Source organism: Arthrobacter sp. CMU6 (assembly GCF_059090205.1).
Window position 1 is genome coordinate 17,438 of the sequence record NZ_JBNHFL010000018.1, and the last position, 24,022, is coordinate 41,459.

The window sequence follows — 24,022 nt, forward strand, 5'->3', positions numbered from 1 at the left end:
CGCCCCGCCCGGCGGAGCATCTCCTGGGATGAATTGCCGCCGAAGCGCCGGCGCTTTTACTTTTGGCTTTTTCTGCTGCTCTTCGCCGGCCCGCTTGCGCGATGGCCGCTGGAGACGGCTGGATTGTCCGCCGCTGTCACGGACATCGTCGTCCTTGGGCTGTTTTTGCTGATCCTGATACCACTTGGGCGGGCTGCCTGGCAGGAAATGGAGCAGCGCCGCGCGAGCGGCGAGGAACCTCAGGCGGCTCCGGTCAGGGGGAATTCGGTGCTCGGCTGGGTATCGGCAACGCTTCTCTTGTGGGCGGGGGTAGCGTGGCTGGCCATCTCAACTAGCCGCCCGCTGATTCCGCTCATTCCGATAATTTGCACCGTAATGGCAGTGAGAAGGTTCTGGCAGTGGCGCCGCGACAGAGTCCCCTAAAGCGCGTCTTAGGCTGTCTCGGCCGCTAGTCAGCGCGGGCGGCCCTTTGACGTCCCTGCTTCCCATGGCGTGTGTCTCGTTAGGTAGGCATCAATGTCAGTGCCCCCTGTCATGCTGTGGGTATGGATGGCAAGACGGCAGTGGAGACGATGGAGGGCATCGAGTCCGACGTCGCTGGGTTGGCTGTTGTTGTGCGTCGGGCCGCCGGGACCGAGGCTAGTTCTGCGGGTTTGGCTGGCGCTGATCCCCTGGCCGGTGCTGGTGCTACCGAGGCAGGTTCTGGGACGGGCGCTGACCATCTGACCGGCGCTGGTTCACTTGCCGGTGCAGGTGCCGGGTCGGTCGCGGATCCTTTGCAGGATCGGGCCGATGCATGGCTGGACGTACTGGCCGAGGCAACAAGGTTGGAGGGGCGGGTGGCCGCGCTGAAAGCGCACGCCGCGGCCGGCTTCGCCGGTACTGTTGCGGCCGCGGCGCTGCCGGACGCGTCCGCGCGGGAACGGGCCGCCACGCAGATGTCTGTGACTGCGCAGGTGGCCTGTGCGCTGACGGTGAGTGAAGGGTCGGCGGCACGGTTCCTGGCTGAATCCGCCACGCTGGGCAGGTACCTGCCCTTGACGCTGGCCGCGCTCGGGGCGGGGACCCTGTCCTGGCAGCACGCCCGGGTGATGTGCGATGAAACGGACGGGCTGGACCGGGCCGCTGCAGCGGCTTTTGAGGCGCATTTCCTGGACGCTGACGCGCCGCATGCCGCGCGGGGTTGCCCGGCCGGGGAACTGACAGCGTCCAGGTTCCGGGCCAAGGCGCGGTACTGGCGGGAGCGGCATCATCCGGTCACCATCGAGGCCCGGCACCGGAACAGTGCCAAGGACCGCCGGCTGGAGTACCTGCCGGACCGGGACGGCATGGCCTGGCTCTCCGCGTACCTGCCCGCGGACCAGGCTGCCGCGATCTGGGACCGCGCCACCACCGCCGCCCGCGCCCTGCAGGGCCCCGCCGAGTCCCGGACCCTGACCCAGTTGCGCGTGGACGTTGCGGCCGCCTGGTTGATGCGCGGGGTGGCTGAACGAAGCCCGTCTCCGGCGGCGCAGGTCCTGGTCACGGTTCCGGTGTTCTCGCTGCTCGGCCTGACCGAGGAACCAGCCACACTCGACGGGTACGGGCCGATCCCGCCATCCATGGCCAGCCGGCTCGTCGCCGACGGCGCTTCATCATTTTTTCGGGTCCTGACCGATCCGCGGGACGGAGCTCCGCTGGAGATCGGGCGCACCAGCTACCGGCTCACCAAGCCAATGCGCCAATGGCTCCGGCTCAGGGACGCGCGGTGCACCTTCCCGGCCTGCAACAACCACTCCCTGGACAACGACGCCGACCACATCCTCGCCTGGGCCCATGGCGGAACCACCGGCGTCACCAACCTTGGCCAGCCCTGTCCGAAGCACCACCGCCTCAAACACACCACAGCCTGGAAACCGGTCGGAGCCACGCGGGACACCCCGCCCGGCTGGATCTCACCATCGGGCCGGTCCTACCCCAGCGAACAGCAGGACTGGGAACCACCACACTGGCCCGAGCCACCATCTGTCCGCGACTGGGAACCACCACACTGGCCCGAATCGCTGCGCAACCGAGAATGGCAGGATCCACTGATCCCACCAGAGCCGCCCCACTGGCCGGAACCGCCGGATGAGCCAGACGAGCCCGATGACTTCGACGTGTTCGGCGACGTTGACGATGTCGAGGGCCTCGGGGTCCTCGACAGACTCCGACCACCACAGCCTGAGGATCCCTGGCCCCACTGGTCCTCACCCGCGGCCGCATAAGGCGTCTCCCATGCCAGTGCCTGCTCAGCGGCATGCCTGAAGGCGCGTCCCGCCCAAGGGGTCTGGATGATCATGGGCGGGCAGGATTGCAGGGTGCCCATGTACAGGGGTCCCAGTAAGTCAGGCGCGGGACCAGCGGTATTCGTTCTCGGGACGGCCTGGAGCCCCGTACCGCGCCGTCCGGGACACCGTCCCAGCGTCGGCCAGGTACTCGAGATACCGCCGCGCGGTCACCCTCGACATGCCCAGGGCAGTCATGACTTCGGTGGCCGAGACGGCACCGGGCTGCTCCTTAATAAAGTCGCGGACGGCGTCGAGCGTTGAAGCAGCCAGGCCCTTCGGCAGCGGCAGCTCGGACGGCGCCCGCAGGCTGGCGAAGGCCTGGTCCACATCGCTCTGCGACGCCGCTGCCTTCGCCGATCCCGACTCTGGTCCTGCCAGCTGTTCGCGGAACTGCCGGTAGCTCTCCAGTTTGTCCGCGAACGTCGCGTAAGTGAACGGTTTGATGAGGTACTGCACGACGCCGATGGAGACTGCGCTGCGGACAATCGCCAGTTCCCGAACAGCTGTAATGGCAATGATGTCGGCGAAGTGCCCGGCGGAACGCATCCGCCGGGCGATGTCGAGCCCATGCAGGTCCGGCAGGTTCATATCCAGGAGAACCAGCTCCACCGGGCTGCCGGCGGCGGAGAACTCGGTGAGCATCCGAAGTGCCGACTGGCCGTCCGGGGCCGTTCCTGCCAGCGTGAAGCCGTCCACCCTGCCCACGTAGGCGGCGTGTGCCGCAGCGGCGACGGGCTCGTCCTCGACGACGAGGACTCGGATGTCTGTCACGTGTGCTCCTCCGGGAGACTCGATGTGGCCGTGCTTGACGGAAATGTGCTGGGCGGCAATGTGCTCGGCGGGACAGTGCTAGGCGGGAAAGTGTCCGGGGAAGGCGTGTCTGGACCGTTTGCCGGAAGCGTGACGTGGAAGCGCGCCCCGCCGGTGCTCGAGTTGCTGATGGCCATGGTACCGGCCAGGCGCTGGACGGCCTGCTTCACCAGCGCAAGGCCAAGGCCCCGCCCGAACGGCCCGGCGGTCTTGGTGCTGAAACCGTAGCGGAACACATCGTCCACAGCTGTTGGGTCAATGCCCTTGCCAGAGTCCTGCACGGTAATGTCCAGGCCGCCGCCCGAAGTGTCCACCAGCAGCTCCACCCGCCTCGGTGCGGGGGCGTCGGCGGCGGCGTCGATGGCATTGTCCAGCAGATTGCCGAGCACCGTGACGAGGTCCTGTACCGCCAGCTCTCCGCCGAGGGCCGGCCCGGACGCCTCGACCACGAGTTCCACGCCGCGCTCATGGGCCTCAGCGGCCTTGCCCATGACGAGGGCGCTCAGTACCGGCTCCTGGACCGAACCGATCACGTCGTCCGCCAGCTGCTGGCTCAGCTCCAGGTCCTTCGTGGCGAAGTCCAGCGCCTCATCCGTCCTGCCCAGCTCCAGCAGGGAGACCATCGTGTGCAGCCGGTTTGCATGCTCGTGGGTCTGGGCACGGAGGGCATCGGAGAGTGTCCGCATGCTTTCCAGCTCCGTGCCCAGGGATTCGATCTCGGTGCGGTCGCGGATGGTGGCAACAGTGCCGAAAACCGTGCCGCGCTGCCGGCTTGCAGCGGCCCCCGGCCCCACGGCCGGCCGCTGGTTTACCACGAGGACGCCGGCATGGGTGAGATGGATTTCGTCGTGGGCCGTCCGCCCTGATTCAAAGAGGTCCTTCAGGCTGGGTGCGAGGGGCAGGTCCGCGAGCAGCGGCGAGGCCGCATGGTCGTCCTCGGCTTCCCGCGGCTCCAGCCCCAGCAGTTCCGCCGCCTGGTCGTTGTAGATGACAACCCTTCCGGCCGGATCGATCAGGACAACCCCTTCCCGGACGGAGTGGAGCACCGATTCGTAGTAGGCGAAGAGCTGGGCCAGCTGCTCGGGGCCCCACCCCCTCGTCACCCGCCGCAGGTAGCGGCCAAGAAACCACGACGCGAGCGATCCGCCGGCCAGAAGGGAGCCGGATACGGCCAACAGCGCAGGCAGCCTGCCGGACACGGCCACGTCCACCGTATTGACGGTGACGCCGGCCGCCACGAGCGCGCGGACAGAACCGCGGGCATCTTTGACGGGGGCAATCGTCCGCACCGACGGCCCGAGCGTTCCGGCGGTGATCTCGGTGAACACGCGGCCTTCGAGAGCCTCCCGGATCGAACCGATGTAGGGGCGGCCCAACTCCTCGTCCAAAGGGTGCGTCCACCGCGTCCGGTCCGGCGCCATGATGGTGATGAAATCGGCTCCGGAGTCGGCCATGACCTTCAGTGCGTAGGGCTGCAACTGCGCTGAAGGGTTTTCCGTGCCGGCGGCCTGCAGCACCAGCGGGTTATCGGCGATGGACGTCGCCAGGGCGCCCATCCGGCGGCCGGCCTCCTCGTAGGCATGGTCCCGGGCGTCCACGAATACGGCCGTCCCGACGATGGCCGTGAGGGCCAGCATGAACAGCAGGTTCGCCACGAACAGCCGCCTCGCGATGCTCCAGCGGTGGATCATCAACACCTCCCACGACCAATATGAACGCAACGGTGAGCCAAGTCACTCCGTGGCGAATGATGGAAATCACAAAGGAGCGACGCGCGGAGCCCAGAGATTGTGCCGAAGCGTCTTCCAGATTATCCATAAGGAGAGAAAGATGGCTTCTCAACGAGGAGAGTCGGCAGCGCCGGCCAAAGCCGAGCGCAAGGGACTGGACAAGTCTCACTACCTCTACATTGCGGTTATCGCCGCGGTGATTCTCGGTGCACTGGTGGGGCTGCTGTTCCCCGAAGTAGGAAAATCGCTCAAGCCCCTCGGCGACGGCTTTATCAAGCTGATCAAGATGATGATCGCCCCGGTGATCTTCTGCACCATCGTGCTGGGCATCGGCTCCATCGCCAAGGCAGCCACGGTCGGCAAGGTCGGCGGACTGGCCCTGGGCTACTTCGTGGTCATGTCCACCTTCGCCCTGGCGATCGGCCTTGTCGTCGGCAACATCATCCACCCGGGTGAAGGGCTGGAACTCGCGCCGTACGACCCCAACAAGAAGGCGTCCACGGACAGCACAGTTGACTTCCTGCTGGGCATCATTCCCGGGGACATTCCGGTGCTTCCCACCCTGCTCGCCGCCATCCTCGTCGGCTTCGCGCTGCAGCGGATGGGCCCGCAGGGCGCGCCGATCCTCAAGGCCATCGGCTACGGCCAGGCCCTCGTCTTCCGCATCCTGATCATGATCATGTGGCTTGCCCCGCTGGGCGCTTTCGGGGCCATCGCCGCCGTGGTCGGCGCCACCGGCTTCGCGGCCATCGTGAGCATGTTCACCCTGATGATCGCGTTCTACATCACCTGCGCCGTGTTCATCGTCGTCATCCTCGGCGGCCTGCTGCAGGTTGTCACCGGCGTGAACATCTTCAAGCTGATGAGGTACCTGGCCCGCGAATACCTGCTGATCTTCTCGACGTCGTCTTCCGAAGCCGCACTGCCCCGCCTCATCGCCAAGATGGAGCACCTGGGCGTCTCCAAACCGGTGGTCGGTGTGACGGTGCCGACGGGCTACTCCTTCAACCTGGACGGCACAGCCATCTACCTGACCATGGCGTCGCTCTTCGTGGCCAACGCCATGGGAACCCCGTTGGACCTCGGCGCCCAGATCTCCCTGCTGATCTTCATGATCATCGCCTCCAAGGGTGCCGCCGGTGTCACCGGCGCCGGACTGGCCACCCTCGCTGCCGGCCTGCAGGCACACAAGCCCGAACTCCTCGGCGGCGTCGGCATGATCGTGGGCATCGACCGCTTCATGTCCGAGGCCCGGGCGCTGACCAACTTCACCGGCAACGCCGTCGCCACGCTGCTGATCGGCACGTGGGTCAAGGAGGTCGACGGCGAGCAGGTGAACCTGGTGCTGTCCGGCGAGGACCCCTTCGACGAGCAGACGATGGTGGCGCATCATCACGGTGTGGCGGAAACGCCGGAGAGCGCCGTACCGGCCAAGGCCTAAGGCCGCGGCCCCGCGCCATACAACTAAAGCGAATCCGCCCGTGCAGGCCCAGCCTGCGCGGGCGGTTTCATTTGCTGCCGGACATCAACCTTATACCTCAGGTACAAGGTAAAGGCTCAAGCGCCATCAAAAGTCAAGGTCCAAGGAATGCCGTGTCGGGCGCTGTAACCTTGGGGTGGAAGAAGCAGGGGCGCTGGCAGACAGCGGCAGAAAATCACCGTCATCGAAAGTGTGGATTGATACGTGAGCAGCGAACAGGGTTCAGCAACTCTGGAAGGCACGGAACTCGACCTGGAAGACGCCGTCATGGGTCCCACAGGCCGCCCCCACCGCGAATTTCCGGAGCCCGCGCCGCTGTCCTCCCATGGACCGGCCCGCGTCATAGCCATGGTTAACCAGAAGGGCGGGGTGGGCAAGACCACCTCCACCATCAACCTTGCCGCAGCGCTGGCCGAATATGGCCGACGCGTGCTCCTGGTGGACTTCGACCCGCAGGGCGCACTGTCCGCCGGGCTCGGCGTCAACCCCCATGAACTCGATCTCACCGTCTACAACGTCCTGATGGACCGCAAGATCGACATCCGCGAAGCCATCCACCAGACCGGCGTGGAGAACGTGGACCTGCTGCCGGCCAACATCGACCTCTCCGCGGCCGAAGTCCAGCTGGTCAACGAGGTCGCCCGCGAGCAGGTCCTTGACCGTGCGCTGAAGAAGGTCGAGGACGAGTACGACGTCGTGCTCATCGACTGCCAGCCTTCCCTCGGCCTCCTCACGGTCAACGCGCTGACCGCGGCGCATGGCGTGATCATTCCGCTCATCTGCGAATTCTTTGCCCTGCGCGCTGTGGCCCTCCTGGTCGAAACCATCGACAAGGTCCAGGACCGCCTTAACCCGCGGCTGCAGGTGGACGGCGTGCTGGCCACGATGTACGACGCCCGCACACTGCACAGCCGCGAGGTGATCAGCCGCCTGGTGGAAGCCTTCGGGGACAAGGTCTTCGAAACCGTCATCAAGCGCTCCATCAAGTTCGCCGACGCCACCGTGGCCGCCGAGCCCATCATGAGCTACGCCGGAAACCATGTGGGTGCCGACGCCTACCGCCGCCTCGCCAAGGAATTGATTTCGCGCGGCGGCGCGCCCTAACCCGGATGACCGCAGAGCCGGCAACGCGCCCCGCCGAGGCCAGGCGGTCCGGCTTCGAAGTACGCCTGGCAAACTTCAGCGGCCCCTTCGACCTCCTGCTGGGGCTGATCTCCAAACACCAGCTGGACATCACCGAGGTGGCGCTTGCCACGGTCACCGACGAGTTCATCCGGTACATCCGGAATCTCCAGGAACTGGGGGAGGAGTGGGCCCTCGACGAGGCAAGTGAGTTCCTCGTCATCGCGGCAACGCTGCTGGACCTGAAGGCAGCGCGCCTGCTGCCCGCAGGCGAGGTGGAGGACGACGACGACATCGCCCTCCTCGAGGCACGTGACCTGCTCTTCGCCCGGCTGCTGCAATACAAAGCCTTCAAGCAGGTCGCCGCGCTGATGGACGCCACACTGGAACTGGAGTCCCAGCGCTATCCACGGCAGGTCGCCCTTGAGGAACATTTCGCCGCGATGCTGCCGGAGCTCGTCTGGAAGCACAGCCCCGCGCAGTTCGCGGCGTTAGCCGAGACAGCGCTCAGGCCTAAAGCCCCGGCGCCGACGGAGGTCGGAGTGGCCCACCTGCACGGCGGCACCGTGAGCGTTCGCGAGCAGGCGGAGCTGATCGGCCTGCGGCTGCAGGCCGGCCGGCCCCTGACATTCCGGGCCCTGATTGCCGACGCCGAGTCCACCCTGGTTGTGGTGGCGCGCTTCCTGGCGCTCCTGGAACTGTTCAGGGACCAGGCGGTGGCCTTCGACCAGGTGGCGCCGCTTGGGGACCTGACCGTGCGCTGGACAGCGGCGGGCAGCGGATGGACCGCGGAGCACCTGAGCGAGGAGTACGAGGAGCAGCAATGACGGACGCAATTGCAGGCCGGGAACGCGCCGCGCTTGAGGCGGTGCTGATGGTGCTGGATCAGCCCACCTCTGCCACCGACCTTGCGGCAGGGCTCAACCTGACCGTGGACGCCGTCGAGGCTCTGCTGCTGGACCTGCAGCGCGACTATGACGGCTATACTGTTAAAGCCCCGGATATGGAAACTGGCAGTTATGGACCTGAGCATGAGGTCCCTTCCAGCCCCCGGGGCTTTGAATTGCGGAATGTCGCTGGCGGCTGGCGCATCTACTCGCGGGCTGAATTCGCCGACGTCGTCGGTACTTTCGTCCTGGAAGGGCAGACAGCCAGGCTGACCCAGGCGGCGCTCGAGACACTCGCCGTCATCGCTTACCGGCAGCCGGTGTCCAGGGCAAGGGTGTCTGCAATTCGTGGAGTCAACGTTGACTCTGTTGTGCGGACGCTGACCCAGCGCGGGCTGATCGAAGAGGCCGGAACAGATCCGGAATCGGGCGCTCTCCTGTACCGCACGACGTCGTATTTCCTTGAGCGCATGGGAATCGGCTCGGTGGCTGAGTTGCCTCAGCTTTCACCGCACCTTCCGGGGCTTGAAGGAATTGAAGAATTCTACGACGCCGGAAGAATGTAGGCGGCATGCCTGCGAAGCAGTTTTTACCAGGGCAGATTTAATCTGCACGGCTGGCTAGTGTTGTCTTTGGACAACCTTTGCCGGTCAAAATCACAGAGGACGGGTCATGACACAGGCGGGACGCCAGGGTTCACCACGTAACAGCTCCGGACGCAAAGGTCCGGACAGCAACGCCGCGCGCGGCGCGGCGCAAGGCCGCGGGGCGGTACAAGGCCGCGGCGCGGGCGCCGGGAAGCGCGACTTCCCCAAGGGCGGTGAACGCCCCTTCGGCGACCGCACCTACAAGACTAAGCCGCGCGAGGAGCGCTTCGTCGATCCCGATGAGGCACCCGCCGGCCGCCGGCCGGCAGGCGACTGGAAGCCGGGCGCCAAGGCCCCCGCACCCAGGACTGGCGCACCCAAGGCCGGTGCACGCAAGGCGGCCGCTGCCCGGAAGCCCGGAGCGAACAAGGCCCCCGGCACCCCGGGCGCGCTGAAGCCCAAATCGGGTGCTCCCAGGGCAGGTGGCTCGCGCGCCTTCGGCAGCGAACGCTTCGGCCAGAGCCTGGGTCCGGTCCGCCGGCCCTCCCGGACGCGCGGTCCCCGCGCCGAGGTACCGCAGTCGGAAGTCCACGATGCCGATGGCGTCCGCCTGCAGAAGGTAATGGCCTCCGCCGGCGTTGCCTCGCGCCGCGTCTGTGAAGAGATGATCGCCGAGGGCCGCGTGGAGGTCGACGGCAAGGTTGTCACCGAGCTCGGCGTACGCGTCGACCCCAAGACCGCCGTCATCCACGTGGACGGCCTGCGCATCCAGCTCGATGACACCCTGGTCTACATGGTGTTCAACAAGCCCAAGGGCGTGGTGTCCACCATGGAGGACCCCGAAGGCCGGCCGTGTATCAGCGACTACGTCCGCAACAACCAGGGCGAACGGCTCTTCCACGTCGGACGCCTGGACGTCGCCACCGAAGGCCTGCTCCTGCTGACCAACGACGGCGAGCTGGCCAACCGGCTGACCCACCCGTCCTACGAGGTCCCCAAGACCTACCTGGTCCAGGTCCGCGGGCCGTTCCCGCAGGGCATCGGCGCACAGCTCAAGGAGGGCATCGAACTCGAGGACGGCTTCGCGTCGGTCGACTCCTTCCGGTTGGTCGACTCAACTCCCGGCCACGTGCTCATCGAAGTGGTGCTGCACTCCGGCAAGAACCGCATTGTCCGGCGCCTGTTCGACGCCGTCGGATTCCCGGTGCTGCGCCTGGTGCGCGTCAAGGTCGGGCCCATCGGCCTGGGCGACCAGCGCCAGGGAAGCATCCGCAACCTCGGCAAGCAGGAAGTCGGCCACCTGCTGGCATCCGTGGGGCTGTAGGGCATGTCGGCTTTCCGTACGCACGGCCGCGGACATCTGAACGGGCCGGTCGTCGTTATTGGCACGGGTCTGCTCGGCGCCAGCATCGGTCTCGGCCTGCGCGGCCGTGGCGTTGCCGTCTACCTGTCCGACCCCTCGCCCACCAACCAGGCGGTCGCCGTCGACATCGGCGCCGGCCTGCCGTTGGCCGCCATGGGGGATGAAAGCCCTGAACTGGTGGTTGTCGCCTCGCCGCCGGATGTCACCGCGGAAGTTGTGGACCGTGCGCTGGCAGACTATCCGGACGCCACCGTCGTCGACATCGCCAGCGTCAAGGCGGCGATCCTGGAGGACCTGCGCAGCCGCGGCGCTGACCTCAGCCGTTACGTCGGTACCCATCCCATGGCCGGGCGCGAGAAATCCGGGCCCGTCGCCGCCAGGGGCGAGCTCTTCACCTCCATGCCGTGGGTTGTCTGCCCCACCGAGGAATCCTCGGCCGGGGCGGTCCAGGCTGCGCGGACGCTGGCCACCGACCTCGGGGCCCTCGTGTCGCAGTTCACGGCCGAGGAACACGACGGGGCCGTGGCGCTGGTGTCCCATCTGCCGCAGGTGATGTCCTCGCTGCTGGCGACCCGTCTGCAGGACACGCCGCTGCACGCCCTTTCCCTGGCAGGGAACGGGCTCCGCGACACCACCCGCATCGCAGCCAGCGACCCCACACTGTGGGTCCAGATCCTGGGGGCGAATGCCCGCAAGGTGGTGGAGATCCTTTACGGTGTGCGCGAAGACCTCAACCGGCTGATCGGAACTCTGGAAGACCCTGCGGCCGCCGGGGCCCGTCTCGACCTGGCCCAGCTGATGAGCGAAGGCAATGCCGGGCAGGCACGGATTCCGGGTAAGCACGGCGGACCGCCGCAGGCATATTCCTGGCTGACGGTGCTCGTGGACGACCGGCCCGGGCAGATCGCCAGGCTGCTGACCGAGATCGGTGAGATTGGCGTCAACCTCGAAGATCTCCGCCTGGACCACTCCTCAGGGCAGAATGTGGGCATGGTGGAGATCTCCGTGCTGCCGAGCGCGCATGACCTCCTTGTAGAAGCACTAAGCGACCGTGGATGGCGGGTACTGCAGTAATGACACAGGAACTGACCGAAACTTTGCCTGCCCTCCGGCTGGGCCGGCCGCTGGTGGTGGCCATCGACGGGCCGTCCGGCTCCGGAAAATCCAGCGTCAGCAAGGAAGTGGCTCGCCGCCTCAGCCTTGCCTACCTGGACACGGGCGCCATGTACAGGGCCCTCACGTGGTACTGCCTCGACCGCGGAACAGACCTTTCTGATGCCTCCGCCGTCGAGCTGGCCGCCGAAGAGCTGCCGCTGGACATCAGCACCAGCCCGCACACCGAGTATGTGCGGGTCGACGGCACGGACGTTACCGACGCCATCAGGGAACCGGCAATCTCCTCGGCCGTCAGCGCCGTTGCCACCACGCTCGGTGCCCGGACGGAACTCATCCGCCGCCAGCGCGCGCTGATCGAAAAGCACAACCGCCGCATGGTGGTGGAAGGCCGGGACATCACCACCGTCGTCGCGCCCGCTGCCCAGGTGCGCATGCTTCTGACCGCCAGCGAGGAGGCGCGCCTCCGCCGCCGCGGCCTCCAGCTCGGCGGAACGCAAAGTGCCGAGCAGCTGGCTGCCCAGGTGACCCAGCGGGACGCGAAGGACTCCACAGTGGTGAACTTCACCCAGGCGGCGGACGGCGTCGTGACACTGGATTCGTCGGAGCTGGATTTCGAGGAAACCGTGTCCGCCGCGCTCCGCATCGTCACCAAGGTCATCAACCATGAGTGAATCGGCCAGGATGCCGGGGACTGGAGTTCCCGGGAGCTGGACTATGGCCTGGAGCCGGCCCGTCGGCCGGTTCCTGAACAACATCGTCTACCGCACATCCGTGACCGGGCGCTCCAACGTTCCGGCCGCGGGGCCGGTGATTTTCGCAGGAAACCACATCAGCTTCCTCGACGGTCCCGTCATGTTCGGTGCCTCGCCCCGGCCCATGCACATCCTCGTCAAGAAGGAGATGTTCAAGGGCATCCTTGGCCGCGTGCTGAAGGCGTCTGGCCAGCTTCCGGTCGACCGGGCGGGGGACCGTGCGGTTCTCCAGCTCAGCAAGGACGTGCTCGACGCCGGCCGCTGCGTCGGCATCCTGCCCGAGGGAACCCGGGGGAGCGGCACCGCAGCCGGCATCAGCAACGGAGTGGCGTGGCTCGCCCTGAATTCCGACGCCGTCGTGGTGCCCGTGGCCATCCTGGGCACGCGGCAGGGCGGCGAACACCTGGACAGCATCCCGAAACCGGGCCGCCGGCTGCACGTCAGCTTTGGCCAACCCCTCGCGCTCGGCCGGAAACCGGATGAAACCGGGCGTGCTTCAATGGACAGGGCGGCCACGGAAATCCGTGACCTTCTGGCCGCACACGTCCGCGACACTGTCCGGCTCAGCGGGCTGTCCCTGCCCTCCGCGGATCATCCGCACCAACGTTCCACCGCAGTAGCCGGACCGCCGGCAGACCACCATTAAGGAAAGTGCAATGAGCGATACGACTCAAACTTCCGGCCACTCCGGCGCCGGCGAAGACGAATACACGCCCACCGGCACGGACCAGGTGGCAGAACATCTGGCAGCCTTGGACGACCAGGAGGCGGAGCTTCGCGCCGCTTCCCTCCGCGCCGGACTGGACGACTACGAACTCGACGAGGAAGACGCCGCGCTCCTCAGCGGCCTGCACGACGAGGACGAGCTCGAGGGCCCGCTCAAGCTGGACCCCGTGCTCGCCATCATCGGCCGCCCGAACGTCGGCAAGTCAACCCTCGTCAACCGCATCCTCGGCCGCCGCGAGGCGGTCGTGGAGGACACTCCCGGCGTGACGCGCGACCGCGTGATGTACTCGGCGAACTGGAACGGCCGGAACTTCACCCTGGTGGACACCGGCGGCTGGGAGCACGATGCCCGCGGCATCCATGCCCGGGTGGCAGAGCAGGCCGAAATGGCCGTGGAGCTGGCTGACGCCGTGCTGTTCGTCGTCGACTCGGCCGTTGGAGCCACCGCCACCGACGAGGCCGTCGTGAAGATGCTCCGCCGGAGCAAGAAGCCTGTCATCCTCGTGGCCAACAAGGTGGACGACTTCGCACAGGAAGCCGATTCGGCAGTCCTGTGGGGCCTGGGCTTCGGCGAGCCGTACCCTGTCTCTGCCCTGCACGGACGTGGCGTCGCCGACCTGCTGGACCACGTCATGGACACCCTGCCAGAGTTCTCCACCGTCGAGGGTGTTGAACGCTCCGGCGGCCCGCGACGGATCGCCCTGATCGGACGCCCCAACGTCGGCAAGTCCTCCCTGCTGAACAAGCTGGCCGGCTCCGAGCGTGTGGTGGTGGACAACACCGCCGGCACCACGCGCGACCCTGTCGACGAATTCATTGAACTCGGCGGCCAGACCTGGCGCTTCGTGGACACCGCTGGCATCCGCCGGCGCCAGCACATGGCGCAGGGCGCCGATTTCTATGCCTCCCTCCGGACCCAGAGTGCGCTGGAAAAAGCGGAGGTCGCCGTCGTTCTTCTTGCCGTTGACGAGGTGCTCAGCGAACAGGACGTCCGCATCCTGCAGCTGGCCATCGAATCGGGGCGTGCCCTGGTGCTCGCGTTCAACAAGTGGGACCTGCTGGACGACGAACGCCGCCGGTACCTGGAACGCGAAATCGAGCAGGACCTGGCGCACGTGGAGTGGGCACCGCGCGTTAACATCTCCGCCAAGACGGGCTGGCACAAGGACCGCCTGGTGCCGGCGCTGGAACTGGCGCTGGAAAACTGGGACCGGCGCATTCCGACCGGACGGCTCAACGCCTTCCTGGGTGAACTGGTTGCAGCCCACCCGCACCCTGTCCGCGGGGGCAAGCAGCCCCGCATCCTCTTCGGCACGCAGGCCTCCAGCCGCCCCCCGAAGTTCGTCCTGTTCACCACGGGATTCCTGGACCCGGGCTACCGCCGGTTCATCACCCGCCGCCTGCGGGAAACCTTTGGCTTCGAGGGAACGCCCATCGAAGTCAGCATGCGTGTGCGTGAAAAGCGGGGCAAGAAGCGTTAATTACGACACACCGGGCGGCGAATGCCGGAAAGTGTCACTGGCACCCTCCGGAATCGTGTAAGCTCTTCTAGGTGGTTCGGCCGGACTGCTGAGGTGAAATTCTTCGGAACAGTCACCAAAGCGGAGAACGGCGGAACTGACGGGCTGTAGCGCAGCTTGGTAGCGCACTTGACTGGGGGTCAAGGGGTCGCAGGTTCAAATCCTGTCAGCCCGACCAAAGAAAGTACTGATCAGAGGCCGTTTCCGGGAAACCGGAGACGGCCTCTGTTGTTTCTCATCACGTCGTGACCACCTTTTGTGACCACCATTAGCCGCTTAGCGCCGTGCCCAGAGCGTCCAAGGCCCCGGCGGAAACGTCTGGGGAGACATGACCGTAGATATCACCCGTGATGCTGACTGAGAAATGGCCGAGAATCTCCGAGACCACCTTTAGCGGGACGCCGTTCTCGATCAGCACCGTCGCCGCCGAGTGGCGGAGGGTGTGTAGGCCGATGCCGGGCAGGTCGGTCTTGGCTGCGGCAGATTTCAACGCCCGCAGGGCATTCCTGGGGTCACAGGGCTCCCCGGTTTCTGTTGTGAAGACATAGTGCGTCTGCACCCACACGGAGCCAGCCTTGAGGCGTTCCTCCTTCTGTCTCAGCCGAACAGCTTTGAGAATTCGCTCTGATGACGGAGACATTCGGATCACACGTCTGGACTTCTCCGTCTTGGGCTCCGTTACCATGAGCTGTCCATTCACCCGAGCAAGCGTCCCGCGTACCCGGATCAGCTTTTTATCGAAATCGACATCGGACCAGGTCAGCGCCAACGCTTCACCGCGCCGGAGACCTGTGTTTACCAACAGCTCGAAAACGGCCGCGTACCGGCTCGACCCTGCCTTTTCAAGGAGAACTCGGACTTGTGCCGGAGTCAGGTGCATGGCCTCCTTCTTGCCCACCTTGGGACGGGCCACGGCGGCGGCAGGATTTCTAGCGAGTGCCTCGTCCCGAACGGCAGTGTCCAAGATCGCGCGCAGAATAGTGTAGGCGGATCGCACCGTTGATTCTGCAAGTCCGCGCCGCTGGAGCTCCACCTTCCATGCCTCCACGTGAGAGGGCTTCAGCTTGTCTAGGGATATCCGCCCGATACCCGCGTTTATGATGTGGTTCCTAGCCACGGCGGCGTACATCTCCTTCGTGGTTGACTTGCGGTCGGAGGCCGCAAGCGTCGAGGACATCCACTCAGCCGTGAACACGCCGACGGTCACCCTTCGGTCCCTTGCAGGCAGGTGGGCCCTCAGCCTGTCACGGACATCGTCCGCCTTATCCCGGGCTTCCTTGGGCGTCTTCCCGTAAACCGTTGTCCGCTTCGCGACGCCGTTGTCGTCAGTATGGCGGATATGGACTTGCCACCGGCCATCGCTTCTCTGGACAGGGTTGGAACCCTCGTGGTTGCCGCGCCTCTTTGACGTGCTCAAAGCCCGTCCTCAATTGGCTCAAGGAAGCCCAACTTTCTGGCCTCACGAATGTATCGATACGCCGTCCGCGGGGACACGAAGAACGCCCTTTGTACGGCTTGCGCAGGCGTGGCTTCATCTGACCTGTAAGTGTCCGCAACCCGCTTCAGTAACTCCGGGGTTACCTTTCGACGGCCCGCCCGAATCGACTCTCGGAGCTCCTTCTTAGCCTCCTTCGTATGGGCGGCATCAACGTCGGCAACGCGCTGAACAATTTTCATCTGGACCCGGCCGTCGTCTGATATCTGGCGTTCAACGATTTCGTCCATGAAGAGCGGAACGATTTGTTCTATCCATGTCGCGAGGTCGATTTGCCGGAAGTCGTGTGAGCGCAGATTAGGCCCTGACAGCCGGGCGTCCGTGCATCTGGGGATTCCTGAGGACGAGTCGAGAGTCAGCTCCAGCTTGGGCTGCCCTTCGGCGCCGGGGAAGGTCACGAAGATGAGCGCGGGTACGGTGCGGTCCCCAACCTCCACGGTCTTCCCTGCTAGATCGGCTTCTGCCCAACCAATATCGAGGTTTATCCGCTTCCTGATCTTCATGTTTTTTCTCGATTCCATCTGGTACATCCTTCCTGTGTCGGTAAGTGGCAGGCGACTGACACTCCAAAGTGTGATATTTCCCTGCCACAGTAGTCAATGTCCTCGTGGATACGCGGGGACACTACCGGAAGGAGACTTTGCGATGGTCCGCCTGCTGCACCCGCTCCCTGAGGCTCAGGAGGTCCTTGGAGGGATGGGCCGATCCACCCTCTACGAAGTGATTAAGGCTGGCGATATAGCCGTGATCAAAGTCGGTCGCCGCACGTATATCTCCCATGACGAGCTGGAGCGATACGTCCGAGGCTTGGCTGAACACAGGAACCGGCTGAACGACCTGGAAGAAACAGATAGGGGCGGTGGTGCCTGATGAGGTCACAAGAAAGCCCCCGACGCCTGGAAACATCGGGGGCCGCAAACCTTGATATCGCCACTAGTCTAATTCGCCGCCGCCATGCGTCCCACCGTTGCACACCGTTTGCGGACGGCCGCCGTGATCCCCTAGACCCGTGCCCTCCAGCGTTCAATGTGGCGCCCACGGTAGAGGGTCTTGAACCATGGGAGCGGGCCGCAGAGGGCCGACGCTTGGAGCAGCTGGGCTGGCGCCCATGGGAGCTGGCCGTAAGGCTAGGCGCGGACTGGCGGGACGGCAAAGACAGGGCAGACAAACGGCGTGGGGACATCCCAGCCGCGGGACTGGCGGATATGGCGGATATCAGGACCACTGTCCGCTGGGCGGCACGTTTCATCGATGTCCAGATTGCCCGGGAAAAGACCCGGCAGGCGAACCTGAATCATCCGGACTCCCGGCGTTTCACTTGGGAGCCGACCGCGGAGAGTGGCAGGCCGTGACGAACCCCTACATCGCCCTGACAAATTCAACTTCAATTTGCGGGAAACACGACACAATCCAGACGATACCCGCATCTGCATCTGAACCGTTCCCTGTACCTCACACAGAGGGGGCGGGAACGAGGAACGCCCCATCAGGTGTCGTGTACGGGGATGTGGCAGGCCTGCTCGCCGGTACGTTGGCCAAGCCTCCGCAACCATCAGTTTTGCGCGCAGCGACGACGCGGCGCTCTTCTATCAGGGTCAGGTCAACATGCTGTTCGGTGAACCCGAGTCTGGTAAGACCTGGGTGGCCCTGGCTGCTGTAGCGGAAGCCTTGGCAGACGGAGGTTCCGCCGCCGTGGTGGATCTGGACCACAACGGCATGGCCTCCACGGTCGCCAGACTCTTGGAACTGGGAGCGCCAAGACCGGCATTGTCAGATCTTGCCCGCTTCCGGTACAAGGAACCGGAAGACCGACCAGACCTCATGGCAACGGTTGCGGATCTGGGGGAGTGGGTGCCGTCTGTAGTGGTGATGGACAGCATCGGAGAACTACTCCCTGTGATGAACCTCAACTCCAACAGCCCTGACGACTTCACCATCGCCCATGCAGGGGCGCTGAAGCCGCTGGCTCGGGCCGGATGCTGCCTCATCGTCATCGATCACGTGGCGAAGAACCCGGAGACCAAGGGGCCGACGGGGACGGCAGCGAAGATGCGGGCAATCGGGGGAACATCGCTGCGTGTCCGGATCGATGAGCCTTTCGCACCGGGGAGGGGCGGCTCCTGCCGCTTGGTCCTGCAAAAGGACCGGCATGGAGGTTTGAGGGCCACGTGCCCGGGCGGTCAGCGGGAACCGCTGGCAGGTACGTTCCGGATAGACGCGGACGGTACGTGGTCGGTTTGGGCGCCGACGTCCGGGGACGTTGTGCCTGAGGCTGTGCCGGGACCGGACTTGGCCGCGTTGAAGGCACTCGATCCGGCACCGGACTCCGTCCGGGACATCAAGGATCGCCTGAAATGGGGGACGGACCGGGCGGCCAGGGGATGGAGGGCCTACCGCCAGCAGTTCGGGTCGCTGGCGAGTTTTTGATCCCCCGTTCCTGGTTCCCTTGACGTTCCTTAGGAACGAGGAACGCGCCGGTGGCGATGTTCCTCGTTCCTCCGGCCTATGTGTCGGGAACGAGGAACAAAGGCACTCTCCGACTTCTGCTCATGAGGCCACAGACCATATGTGAATAACAGCTGGGCAACGCCCAGTACCGGCAAGGGAGTCCATGATGCGACTCGCGGGGATCACTGGCCGACCAGCCGCGGGGGCGCTAGCTCGGGGCACCAGCAGGAAGACGACATAGGTCAAAAGCGATGCAGAGGTTACGCGACTGTTGCCTGCCTTGGGCAATCTGGCAGGACGATCCTATGCTCATTCAACGATGATTCACAAGGTTCGACGAAGCCCTCGGCACGCCGTGGTCGCAAGACGTATCGGCCAATGGGGAGGGGGGTATGAGTTTGCAAAAATTCGGTCCGTGGCCCCGCCGGGGTCTTGTTTCTCATAATGGCTCAAATCCGCAGAGCCCCCTTGAAGATCAGGTTTCGGCGCCACACACACTTTCCGCACCGCGCAGGCCGGCATGGAATGGAAGGCCCCTCTCTACAAGAGGGTCTAGGTAGGCCAGCGCAATTCCCCGGCACCTTGGTCAATAATTAGGACGCGCGGCCGCCAACCGAGCTGTTGGCCAGCATCCGCCTAACTTTCTGTTCCAAGGTCGGCTTTCGCGGCTCTTCGATACGCGGCAATGTCACCGTCCAGCTTTTGCATAAGGGAGTCAAGGCTTTTCATTTCATCGCTGCTGACCGGCGTATCGGGCGACAGGAGTCTCTTCGTCATGAATGCACTCTGAAGGCTGATCAATGTTGTCCTCACCTCTTGAAAACGACTGGACGCGTTCTCCGAGCCGTAGGTGTGGACGTCTATACTTGCCGCGTCGAGCTCCATCGCTATACTCCCAAATTGCTTACCTTTTCCCTGCACGGCCGCTTTTCGTATGCTCGACATGACGAAATCGATCTTCTCGCTATTCGTTGCCTGCCGATACGCCTCAATGGCCCGCAATGCCTCTTCATGAGCCTGAGCACGTTTGGGTCGCCAAGTCTCGGCAAGGGCCTTGTCAGCTTCCCACTTCTTCAGGGCGAGGGCTCTTTCATCTGACGCAGCCGCCATCAACCGCTGATGTTCTCTATCTGCGGCTATTTGCTTGTTGCGGTCCTCGCGTTCAGCGACTTCACGTCTCTCTGCCGCTGTCAGTGTTGCCTTGTTGGATCTCCACTGAATGAAGGCCGACAGAGTGACGCCAAGGGCGGAAATGAGCGCAATCCATATCGCAGTTTCCACTGGGGCTCTCCTTGCTCTGGGCCGGCGGACGGTCAGATTCATCCTAGAGGGCCAAAATGTCGTCGCCGTTGGTTGGATAGCACGTCGTAGTGAAAGCGTCCCCTCCCGTAGTCTTACCCGCTCCCGCAGATTTAGGACGCGCGCGAGATTCGGGTAAGGTTATTGGCGGCCCCTCATGTGGCGTCATCCTGTTGAACTCCCCCAGGACCGGAAGGTAGCAAGGGTAGACGGGCTCTGGCGGGTGCATGGGGGGTCTTTGCGTGCTGGTTAGAGCGCGTGGCATGTTCGCTTGTTCCAGGGTCTCAGTGGAGCGCTGCCTTGACCGCCCGGAGGACTATGGCCGTTACCGATAGCCGGGGACTGGATTGAGCCTTCACCGATGTATCTGCGACTGAGATGCAAGGTGATTTGGCCCATCTCGACAGTGCTGCCAAATGCGGCGGGTACCTGCTACTGAGCCTTGGGTTCGGCCGATGACTATGCCGAAACCGTCTAACCGTGGCATGCATGTCAAGGGTGAAGAATGCGTGGAGAATCGTTGTAGGACCACAAATCGGCAGGACTTTGACCAAGGAAGAGCAGCCACAGCGTTTGCCTTATTGCGTCTATAAGTCTCCCTGAGGGACGAGCCCCCGGCCAGGAGAACTAAGAAGGACAAATGGGCTTCAACCGAAGGTGCAGATGAGGACGGTGCCTCCAATCGCGTGTCCTCGGCGACCTTGAACCACCGGCAAGCTGTTTGAGACGTCGCGCACTTCTACGTGGTCCGAACCAACGACCAGACTGGCCACCGTATCAAGCCTCACCGATACCCAGCGGTTTCCGCCCGGATTGAGCGATCACGTCTTCTGCTTCCTGGTTGCGGTTTTCGACAGACGCTGGCCCCCGACTTTTCCACTTGGCGACTACGCTCCGGTAATCTCACGTTGACTGGCACCTGAGGACGCCCGACCTAACGCAGCGCGGCTTGAGCGCGAGTCGAGGAGGCGTAGGTCCAAGAAGGGGTAGAGGGCAATTTTGTAGCCCGACACGCATTTACTGCCGCCTGACTTCCGCTCCATGGCTGCGATGATTGAATAATGACTGTTGACGATTTTCCTGACACGGGCGCCGATCCGACCACCCCAAACGAATTCGAAGTTAAACTAAGCAACGCCGCTAATAAGGTGGTAGTGGGTACCAAAACCGGCTATGCGTGGCAAGAAGTCGACAAGATTGTGGCCGAGGAGTTAGAGGCGGACGGCCAGGGGCCAGTCACCACGAGATGCAAAAAAGCTAACGGGTCGGGGCGCGCTGCCAACGTCCTTACCGAAAGTAACGACAAGGATATAGACCTTTACCTCATATTCTGCAAAGGAACATACAACTCCGAAAAATTCCGACGGGTTGCCGCAGATCGAATTCGAAGGTTTCCGAAGGTTGTAAACGTTGCGGTCTTCACAAATAATGGGACGGCTGATAATCCATTCTGGACAATTGCGGAGCTAATTCATAGATCCGATCAAACCTTGCCGGTAAGGTTGATGCAGCATTTCCCTACCCTGACAGAAGATAAGCTCGTGTCCGTTCAGGCTTCAGGTGAAGGTGAAACGACGCCTCCTGCTGATGTGATGGTCGACCAAACCAGGTTCGCCGATCTTGCTCAGGGTGTCACACGTTCCATGGAAAAGGTGCCCGAGCTTCCAGATTTGCTGGCCAAGTTGGCTACACAGAGGGGCCTGACCTTAGATCAGGCGACAATAATCGACGTGTTAGCATGCGCCCTCTCTAGTCACCTCTTGATGTTTGCAGGCCCCAGCGGCACCGGGAAGAGCGCGCTGGCCAGACTGCTTGCGGAATTCTTTGTACCTCCAGAGTCTTTCGCGGTCATCGAAGCGCGTCGCGGTTGGCTCGGACCAGAAGATGTCGCGGGGTACTACTCAGCGCTAACTACCGAGTTCGCCGCGACCGCTGATACTGAAACCTTTTTACTGCTCCATGAGGAGTGCCAAGGGCTCCTGAACATCAGCGAGGGTGCTGGTGCCTCCGTTTTTAGCCCTATCCTCTTGGTAGAAGAGGCCAATATGTCAGTGGTGGAGGCCTACCTCGCGCCGGTTACTCATGGTCTTAGCGCAACATCAGTTTCAACTATAAATTGGACGCTTCATAACAGCGCCAAGGAGCACACGTTCGGAGTTACCGATATACCCATACCTCAAGCGCTCCAGTTTGGCCCGTGGCCTCGGGTGTTTGCCACCATCAATGTTGACTCGACAAGTCCCGCCCCGGCGCGGAAGGTAACGGGAAGAGGCCTGGTGGTGCTCTTGGAGCCCCGGGAGATGGAAGTGATTGCCGATACCGCTGCCTCTATATTGGCGAGTGCCGGAGCGGCGGAAAACGAACTCGAAAGCTTCCCTGAGAACGTGCTGGGCAATCCGTCCGCCGTTTTGAACACATACTCGGAACAAGACCTCGCCATCCTACTGGGGCATCTACACGAACTGCTAAACACGATAGAGGAGTCATCCAGGTTTCAACCGAGTCGGCGGGATCTTAACCGCGCAGCCTTATATATGTGTTGGTATGTCCGCCTTTGCGAGAAGATCCAAAACGTTGATGCCCTGCAGGTCGGTAAATGGGCGGCGCAGAACGCCTTTCTGCATGTCTTTTTGCCGCAAATGGGTCCGAAGGAATTTAATGCCGCCGTGACGACATTGATTGCGTCGAAGGATTTGCTGGCAACCAGTGGGGGTCTAGACCTCGGTGTTTTGCAGGCGAGGCTGGTCCGCCTAGAACGTGCCAGAACTGCCCAAGTCTTTCCTGAATCGGTGGATTTCTGGGCCTCCCTCTCGTGAAAACGGAAGCCTGGCGACGATCTTCAGTTTGGGATCCACGGCCACAGACCATTGTTCTAAGGGATCGGTTTCGGAGCACAGCTCTGAAGACAGCCGGCACGTTCGTTCTCGCGCCCGCGGGCCTTCGCGTCACTCAGGAGGGAACGACTACTTTTCTGGACGTCGATAGATCAACTATGAGCGGGTCAGATATATGTTGCGGATCCGTCGACGTACTTGTAAGCGTTGGCGGGAGCCCCAAGATAGAAACGCTGACCTTGGATCCGCCTGCCCCGGTAACGATGGAGGCGCTCGGGGCGCTCTGGGAGGACCTTATTAATGAAACCGGTCATGCACCGGCTAGCGTCTTGGGCCAGCAGCGTGGGCTGCCGGGACGAGCAAAGCCATCGGACCACTTGCGTTTAGCCGCAATCCACCGCGCTCACGCCTCATGCCAAGAGGTTCTTGCTGCTTGGCCCCAAAGACATGAGACGGTCTCGACTGTCCGGCCAATCGACTTGCCTGGCGGCAGGGAAGACCTACGTCAGACAGCTTTGACGGGAGCTCGACGAGCCGCGGGTATCTGCGTTGACGGCCGGATACTTCCATCTCACAGCCTGCGTTTGATGAGTGAGTATGAGGATTTTGATTGCCCCGCCTTGGCTGCAGCCGCTTTGGCGGTAGCAAAAATAGTCCGTACGACGGAAGGCTTGTCACCTGAAGAGGCTTCATGGATCGCCGCACCATTTCTGCGCGTTGCGGGCAAGGCGGGCGGCTCTTCCCAGCCGACACCGATCTCTTCATGGCCCGTTTCACTAATCCATGCTTGGGAATCTCTCCAGCTTGTTGTGTCTGCTTTCGACGCGACAAGGAATGGCTCGCAGGCTTCGGCGCCGCTCAGCGAGATATGGCGCTTGTATGAGGGGTGGGTTGGTATATGCACCAAGCGCACAATCAATGAGGAACTTACAGACGTGGTGGCATCTGAGCGACTTGAATTGGTGGGTGCTGATTGGGGGTATACATGGACGTTGTCCGACGGCACGGTTGTTGGCATGCTGGCACAGGCGGTTGTCACTTCGACGCAGGCTTTCACAAGCAAATTCCCGGAAGGAATTTCCTCTAGTTCCTCAGACCTCAGGCCGGACGTTCTTCTGTTCGCCACAAAACCACAGCGGCCTACTCGGGTAGCGGTTTTCGATGCCAAATACAGAGCCTTCGAGCCTCTGACGAGGGAAGCCGCGGCCACGGGCGGCAGCAAGTACATGTGGGGTTTGCAGATTGGACAGTGTGCGAGCGCTGACGAGCCTGGGCGCCGAATCATTAGTGTGACGTTGGTGTCTAACGACACGTCCCCCCGAATGCACAAGGCATCTTCCCGCATTGGTGGTGCTACGCTGCCCTTCTACCAGGATGTACCTGACAGTTTCCGCCGCACTGTAAGGAACGTCCTTGTGTCTCTGACTACATAGGGCGGGCCTGAACGTGGCGCGGTCATGAACTGTCGGTGCCTTCCCTTAGGGTAGTCATCATGAGCCTGCAACCCGTTCCCGAAGAATTTGTCCCACAAAGGTTGCAGGAAG

Annotated in this window: 19 protein-coding genes, 1 tRNA gene and 1 other RNA gene; 16 read left to right on the forward strand and 5 right to left on the reverse strand. The window is 63.5% G+C overall.

The window, feature by feature from the left end; genetic code table 11:
* The first annotated feature begins 545 nt into the window (after positions 1-545).
* Positions 546-2,246 (forward strand): HNH endonuclease signature motif containing protein, encoded by a 1,701-nt coding sequence (locus AC5RWD_RS13740; RefSeq protein WP_494020542.1) that lies wholly within the window; start codon positions 546-548, stop codon positions 2,244-2,246.
* Between the two features lie 120 nt (positions 2,247-2,366).
* Here the strand turns inward: AC5RWD_RS13740 and AC5RWD_RS13745 are convergent, their stop codons facing one another.
* Together AC5RWD_RS13745 and AC5RWD_RS13750 are read right to left on the reverse strand one after the other, a co-directional pair.
* Positions 2,367-3,080 (reverse strand): response regulator, encoded by a 714-nt coding sequence (locus AC5RWD_RS13745; RefSeq protein WP_494020543.1) that lies wholly within the window; start codon positions 3,078-3,080, stop codon positions 2,367-2,369.
* Positions 3,077-4,810 carry a sensor histidine kinase gene (locus tag AC5RWD_RS13750; RefSeq protein ID WP_494020544.1) on the reverse strand — a complete coding sequence of 578 codons (1,734 nt, stop codon included), beginning with the start codon at positions 4,808-4,810 and terminating at the stop codon, positions 3,077-3,079. The genes AC5RWD_RS13745 and AC5RWD_RS13750 overlap by 4 nt, the downstream gene beginning before the upstream one ends.
* A gap of 139 nt (positions 4,811-4,949) precedes the next feature.
* On the opposite strand from AC5RWD_RS13750, the gene AC5RWD_RS13755 reads away from it, so the two are divergent.
* The 10 genes from AC5RWD_RS13755 to AC5RWD_RS13800 all read left to right on the forward strand — a co-directional run bounded on the left by AC5RWD_RS13755 (position 4,950) and on the right by AC5RWD_RS13800 (position 14,580).
* On the forward strand, positions 4,950-6,290 hold the full coding sequence (locus tag AC5RWD_RS13755) for a cation:dicarboxylate symporter family transporter (RefSeq protein WP_494020545.1): 1,341 nt from the start codon (positions 4,950-4,952) through the stop codon (positions 6,288-6,290).
* A 243-nt stretch (positions 6,291-6,533) separates the two neighbouring features.
* Entirely contained in the window at positions 6,534-7,433 is a 900-nt protein-coding gene (locus AC5RWD_RS13760) for a ParA family protein (RefSeq protein ID WP_494020546.1), read from the forward strand.
* A 5-nt stretch (positions 7,434-7,438) separates the two neighbouring features.
* Complete coding sequence (locus AC5RWD_RS13765; protein WP_494020547.1) at positions 7,439-8,278, forward strand: segregation and condensation protein A; 840 nt, start codon at positions 7,439-7,441, stop codon at positions 8,276-8,278.
* Positions 8,275-8,904 carry an SMC-Scp complex subunit ScpB gene (gene scpB, locus AC5RWD_RS13770; protein ID WP_494020548.1) on the forward strand — a complete coding sequence of 210 codons (630 nt, stop codon included), beginning with the start codon at positions 8,275-8,277 and terminating at the stop codon, positions 8,902-8,904. Before AC5RWD_RS13765 ends, scpB begins: the two co-directional genes overlap by 4 nt.
* Positions 8,905-9,010: 106 nt before the next feature.
* Positions 9,011-10,249 (forward strand): pseudouridine synthase, encoded by a 1,239-nt coding sequence (locus tag AC5RWD_RS13775; RefSeq protein ID WP_494020549.1) that lies wholly within the window; start codon positions 9,011-9,013, stop codon positions 10,247-10,249.
* A 3-nt stretch (positions 10,250-10,252) separates the two neighbouring features.
* The gene (locus tag AC5RWD_RS13780) at positions 10,253-11,362 is read left to right on the forward strand and encodes a prephenate dehydrogenase (protein ID WP_494020550.1); all 1,110 of its coding nucleotides are present in this window, start codon (positions 10,253-10,255) and stop codon (positions 11,360-11,362) included.
* On the forward strand, positions 11,362-12,075 hold the full coding sequence (gene cmk / locus AC5RWD_RS13785) for a (d)CMP kinase (protein WP_494020551.1): 714 nt from the start codon (positions 11,362-11,364) through the stop codon (positions 12,073-12,075). The genes AC5RWD_RS13780 and cmk overlap by 1 nt, the downstream gene beginning before the upstream one ends.
* 43 nt (positions 12,076-12,118) lie before the next feature.
* Entirely contained in the window at positions 12,119-12,802 is a 684-nt protein-coding gene (locus AC5RWD_RS13790; protein WP_494020610.1) for a lysophospholipid acyltransferase family protein, read from the forward strand.
* A 10-nt stretch (positions 12,803-12,812) separates the two neighbouring features.
* Positions 12,813-14,363 carry a ribosome biogenesis GTPase Der gene (der, locus tag AC5RWD_RS13795; protein ID WP_494020552.1) on the forward strand — a complete coding sequence of 517 codons (1,551 nt, stop codon included), beginning with the start codon at positions 12,813-12,815 and terminating at the stop codon, positions 14,361-14,363.
* A gap of 140 nt (positions 14,364-14,503) precedes the next feature.
* Positions 14,504-14,580, forward strand: a tRNA-Pro gene (locus AC5RWD_RS13800).
* 90 nt (positions 14,581-14,670) lie between these two features.
* On the opposite strand, the gene AC5RWD_RS13805 is transcribed toward AC5RWD_RS13800, so the two are convergent.
* Positions 14,671-15,819, reverse strand: a complete 1,149-nt coding sequence (locus AC5RWD_RS13805; RefSeq protein ID WP_494020553.1) for a tyrosine-type recombinase/integrase — start codon at positions 15,817-15,819, stop codon at positions 14,671-14,673.
* On the reverse strand, positions 15,816-16,418 hold the full coding sequence (locus tag AC5RWD_RS13810) for a hypothetical protein (protein ID WP_494020554.1): 603 nt from the start codon (positions 16,416-16,418) through the stop codon (positions 15,816-15,818). Before AC5RWD_RS13810 ends, AC5RWD_RS13805 begins: the two co-directional genes overlap by 4 nt.
* 124 nt (positions 16,419-16,542) lie before the next feature.
* Here AC5RWD_RS13810 and AC5RWD_RS13815 point away from each other — a divergent pair, with 124 nt between their 5' ends.
* Positions 16,543-16,767 (forward strand): helix-turn-helix domain-containing protein, encoded by a 225-nt coding sequence (locus tag AC5RWD_RS13815; RefSeq protein ID WP_494020555.1) that lies wholly within the window; start codon positions 16,543-16,545, stop codon positions 16,765-16,767.
* 681 nt (positions 16,768-17,448) lie between these two features.
* Positions 17,449-18,324 (forward strand): AAA family ATPase, encoded by an 876-nt coding sequence (locus AC5RWD_RS13820; RefSeq protein ID WP_494020611.1) that lies wholly within the window; start codon positions 17,449-17,451, stop codon positions 18,322-18,324.
* Positions 18,325-18,981: 657 nt separating this feature from the next.
* Here AC5RWD_RS13820 and AC5RWD_RS13825 read toward each other — a convergent pair.
* Positions 18,982-19,626, reverse strand: coding sequence for a hypothetical protein (locus AC5RWD_RS13825; protein ID WP_494020556.1), 645 nt, complete (start codon positions 19,624-19,626; stop codon positions 18,982-18,984).
* Between the two features lie 164 nt (positions 19,627-19,790).
* Between AC5RWD_RS13825 and ffs the strand changes: the two genes are divergently transcribed.
* The 3 genes from ffs (at position 19,791) to AC5RWD_RS13840 (ending at position 23,911) form a co-directional block, all read left to right on the forward strand.
* An RNA gene (ffs, locus tag AC5RWD_RS13830) (signal recognition particle sRNA small type) lies at positions 19,791-19,887 on the forward strand.
* An 818-nt stretch (positions 19,888-20,705) separates the two neighbouring features.
* Positions 20,706-22,460 (forward strand): hypothetical protein, encoded by a 1,755-nt coding sequence (locus AC5RWD_RS13835; RefSeq protein WP_494020557.1) that lies wholly within the window; start codon positions 20,706-20,708, stop codon positions 22,458-22,460.
* A gap of 605 nt (positions 22,461-23,065) precedes the next feature.
* A complete protein-coding gene (locus AC5RWD_RS13840) occupies positions 23,066-23,911 on the forward strand; it encodes a nuclease domain-containing protein (protein WP_494020558.1) in 846 nt (281 codons plus the stop codon).
* Positions 23,912-24,022 lie beyond the last annotated feature (111 nt).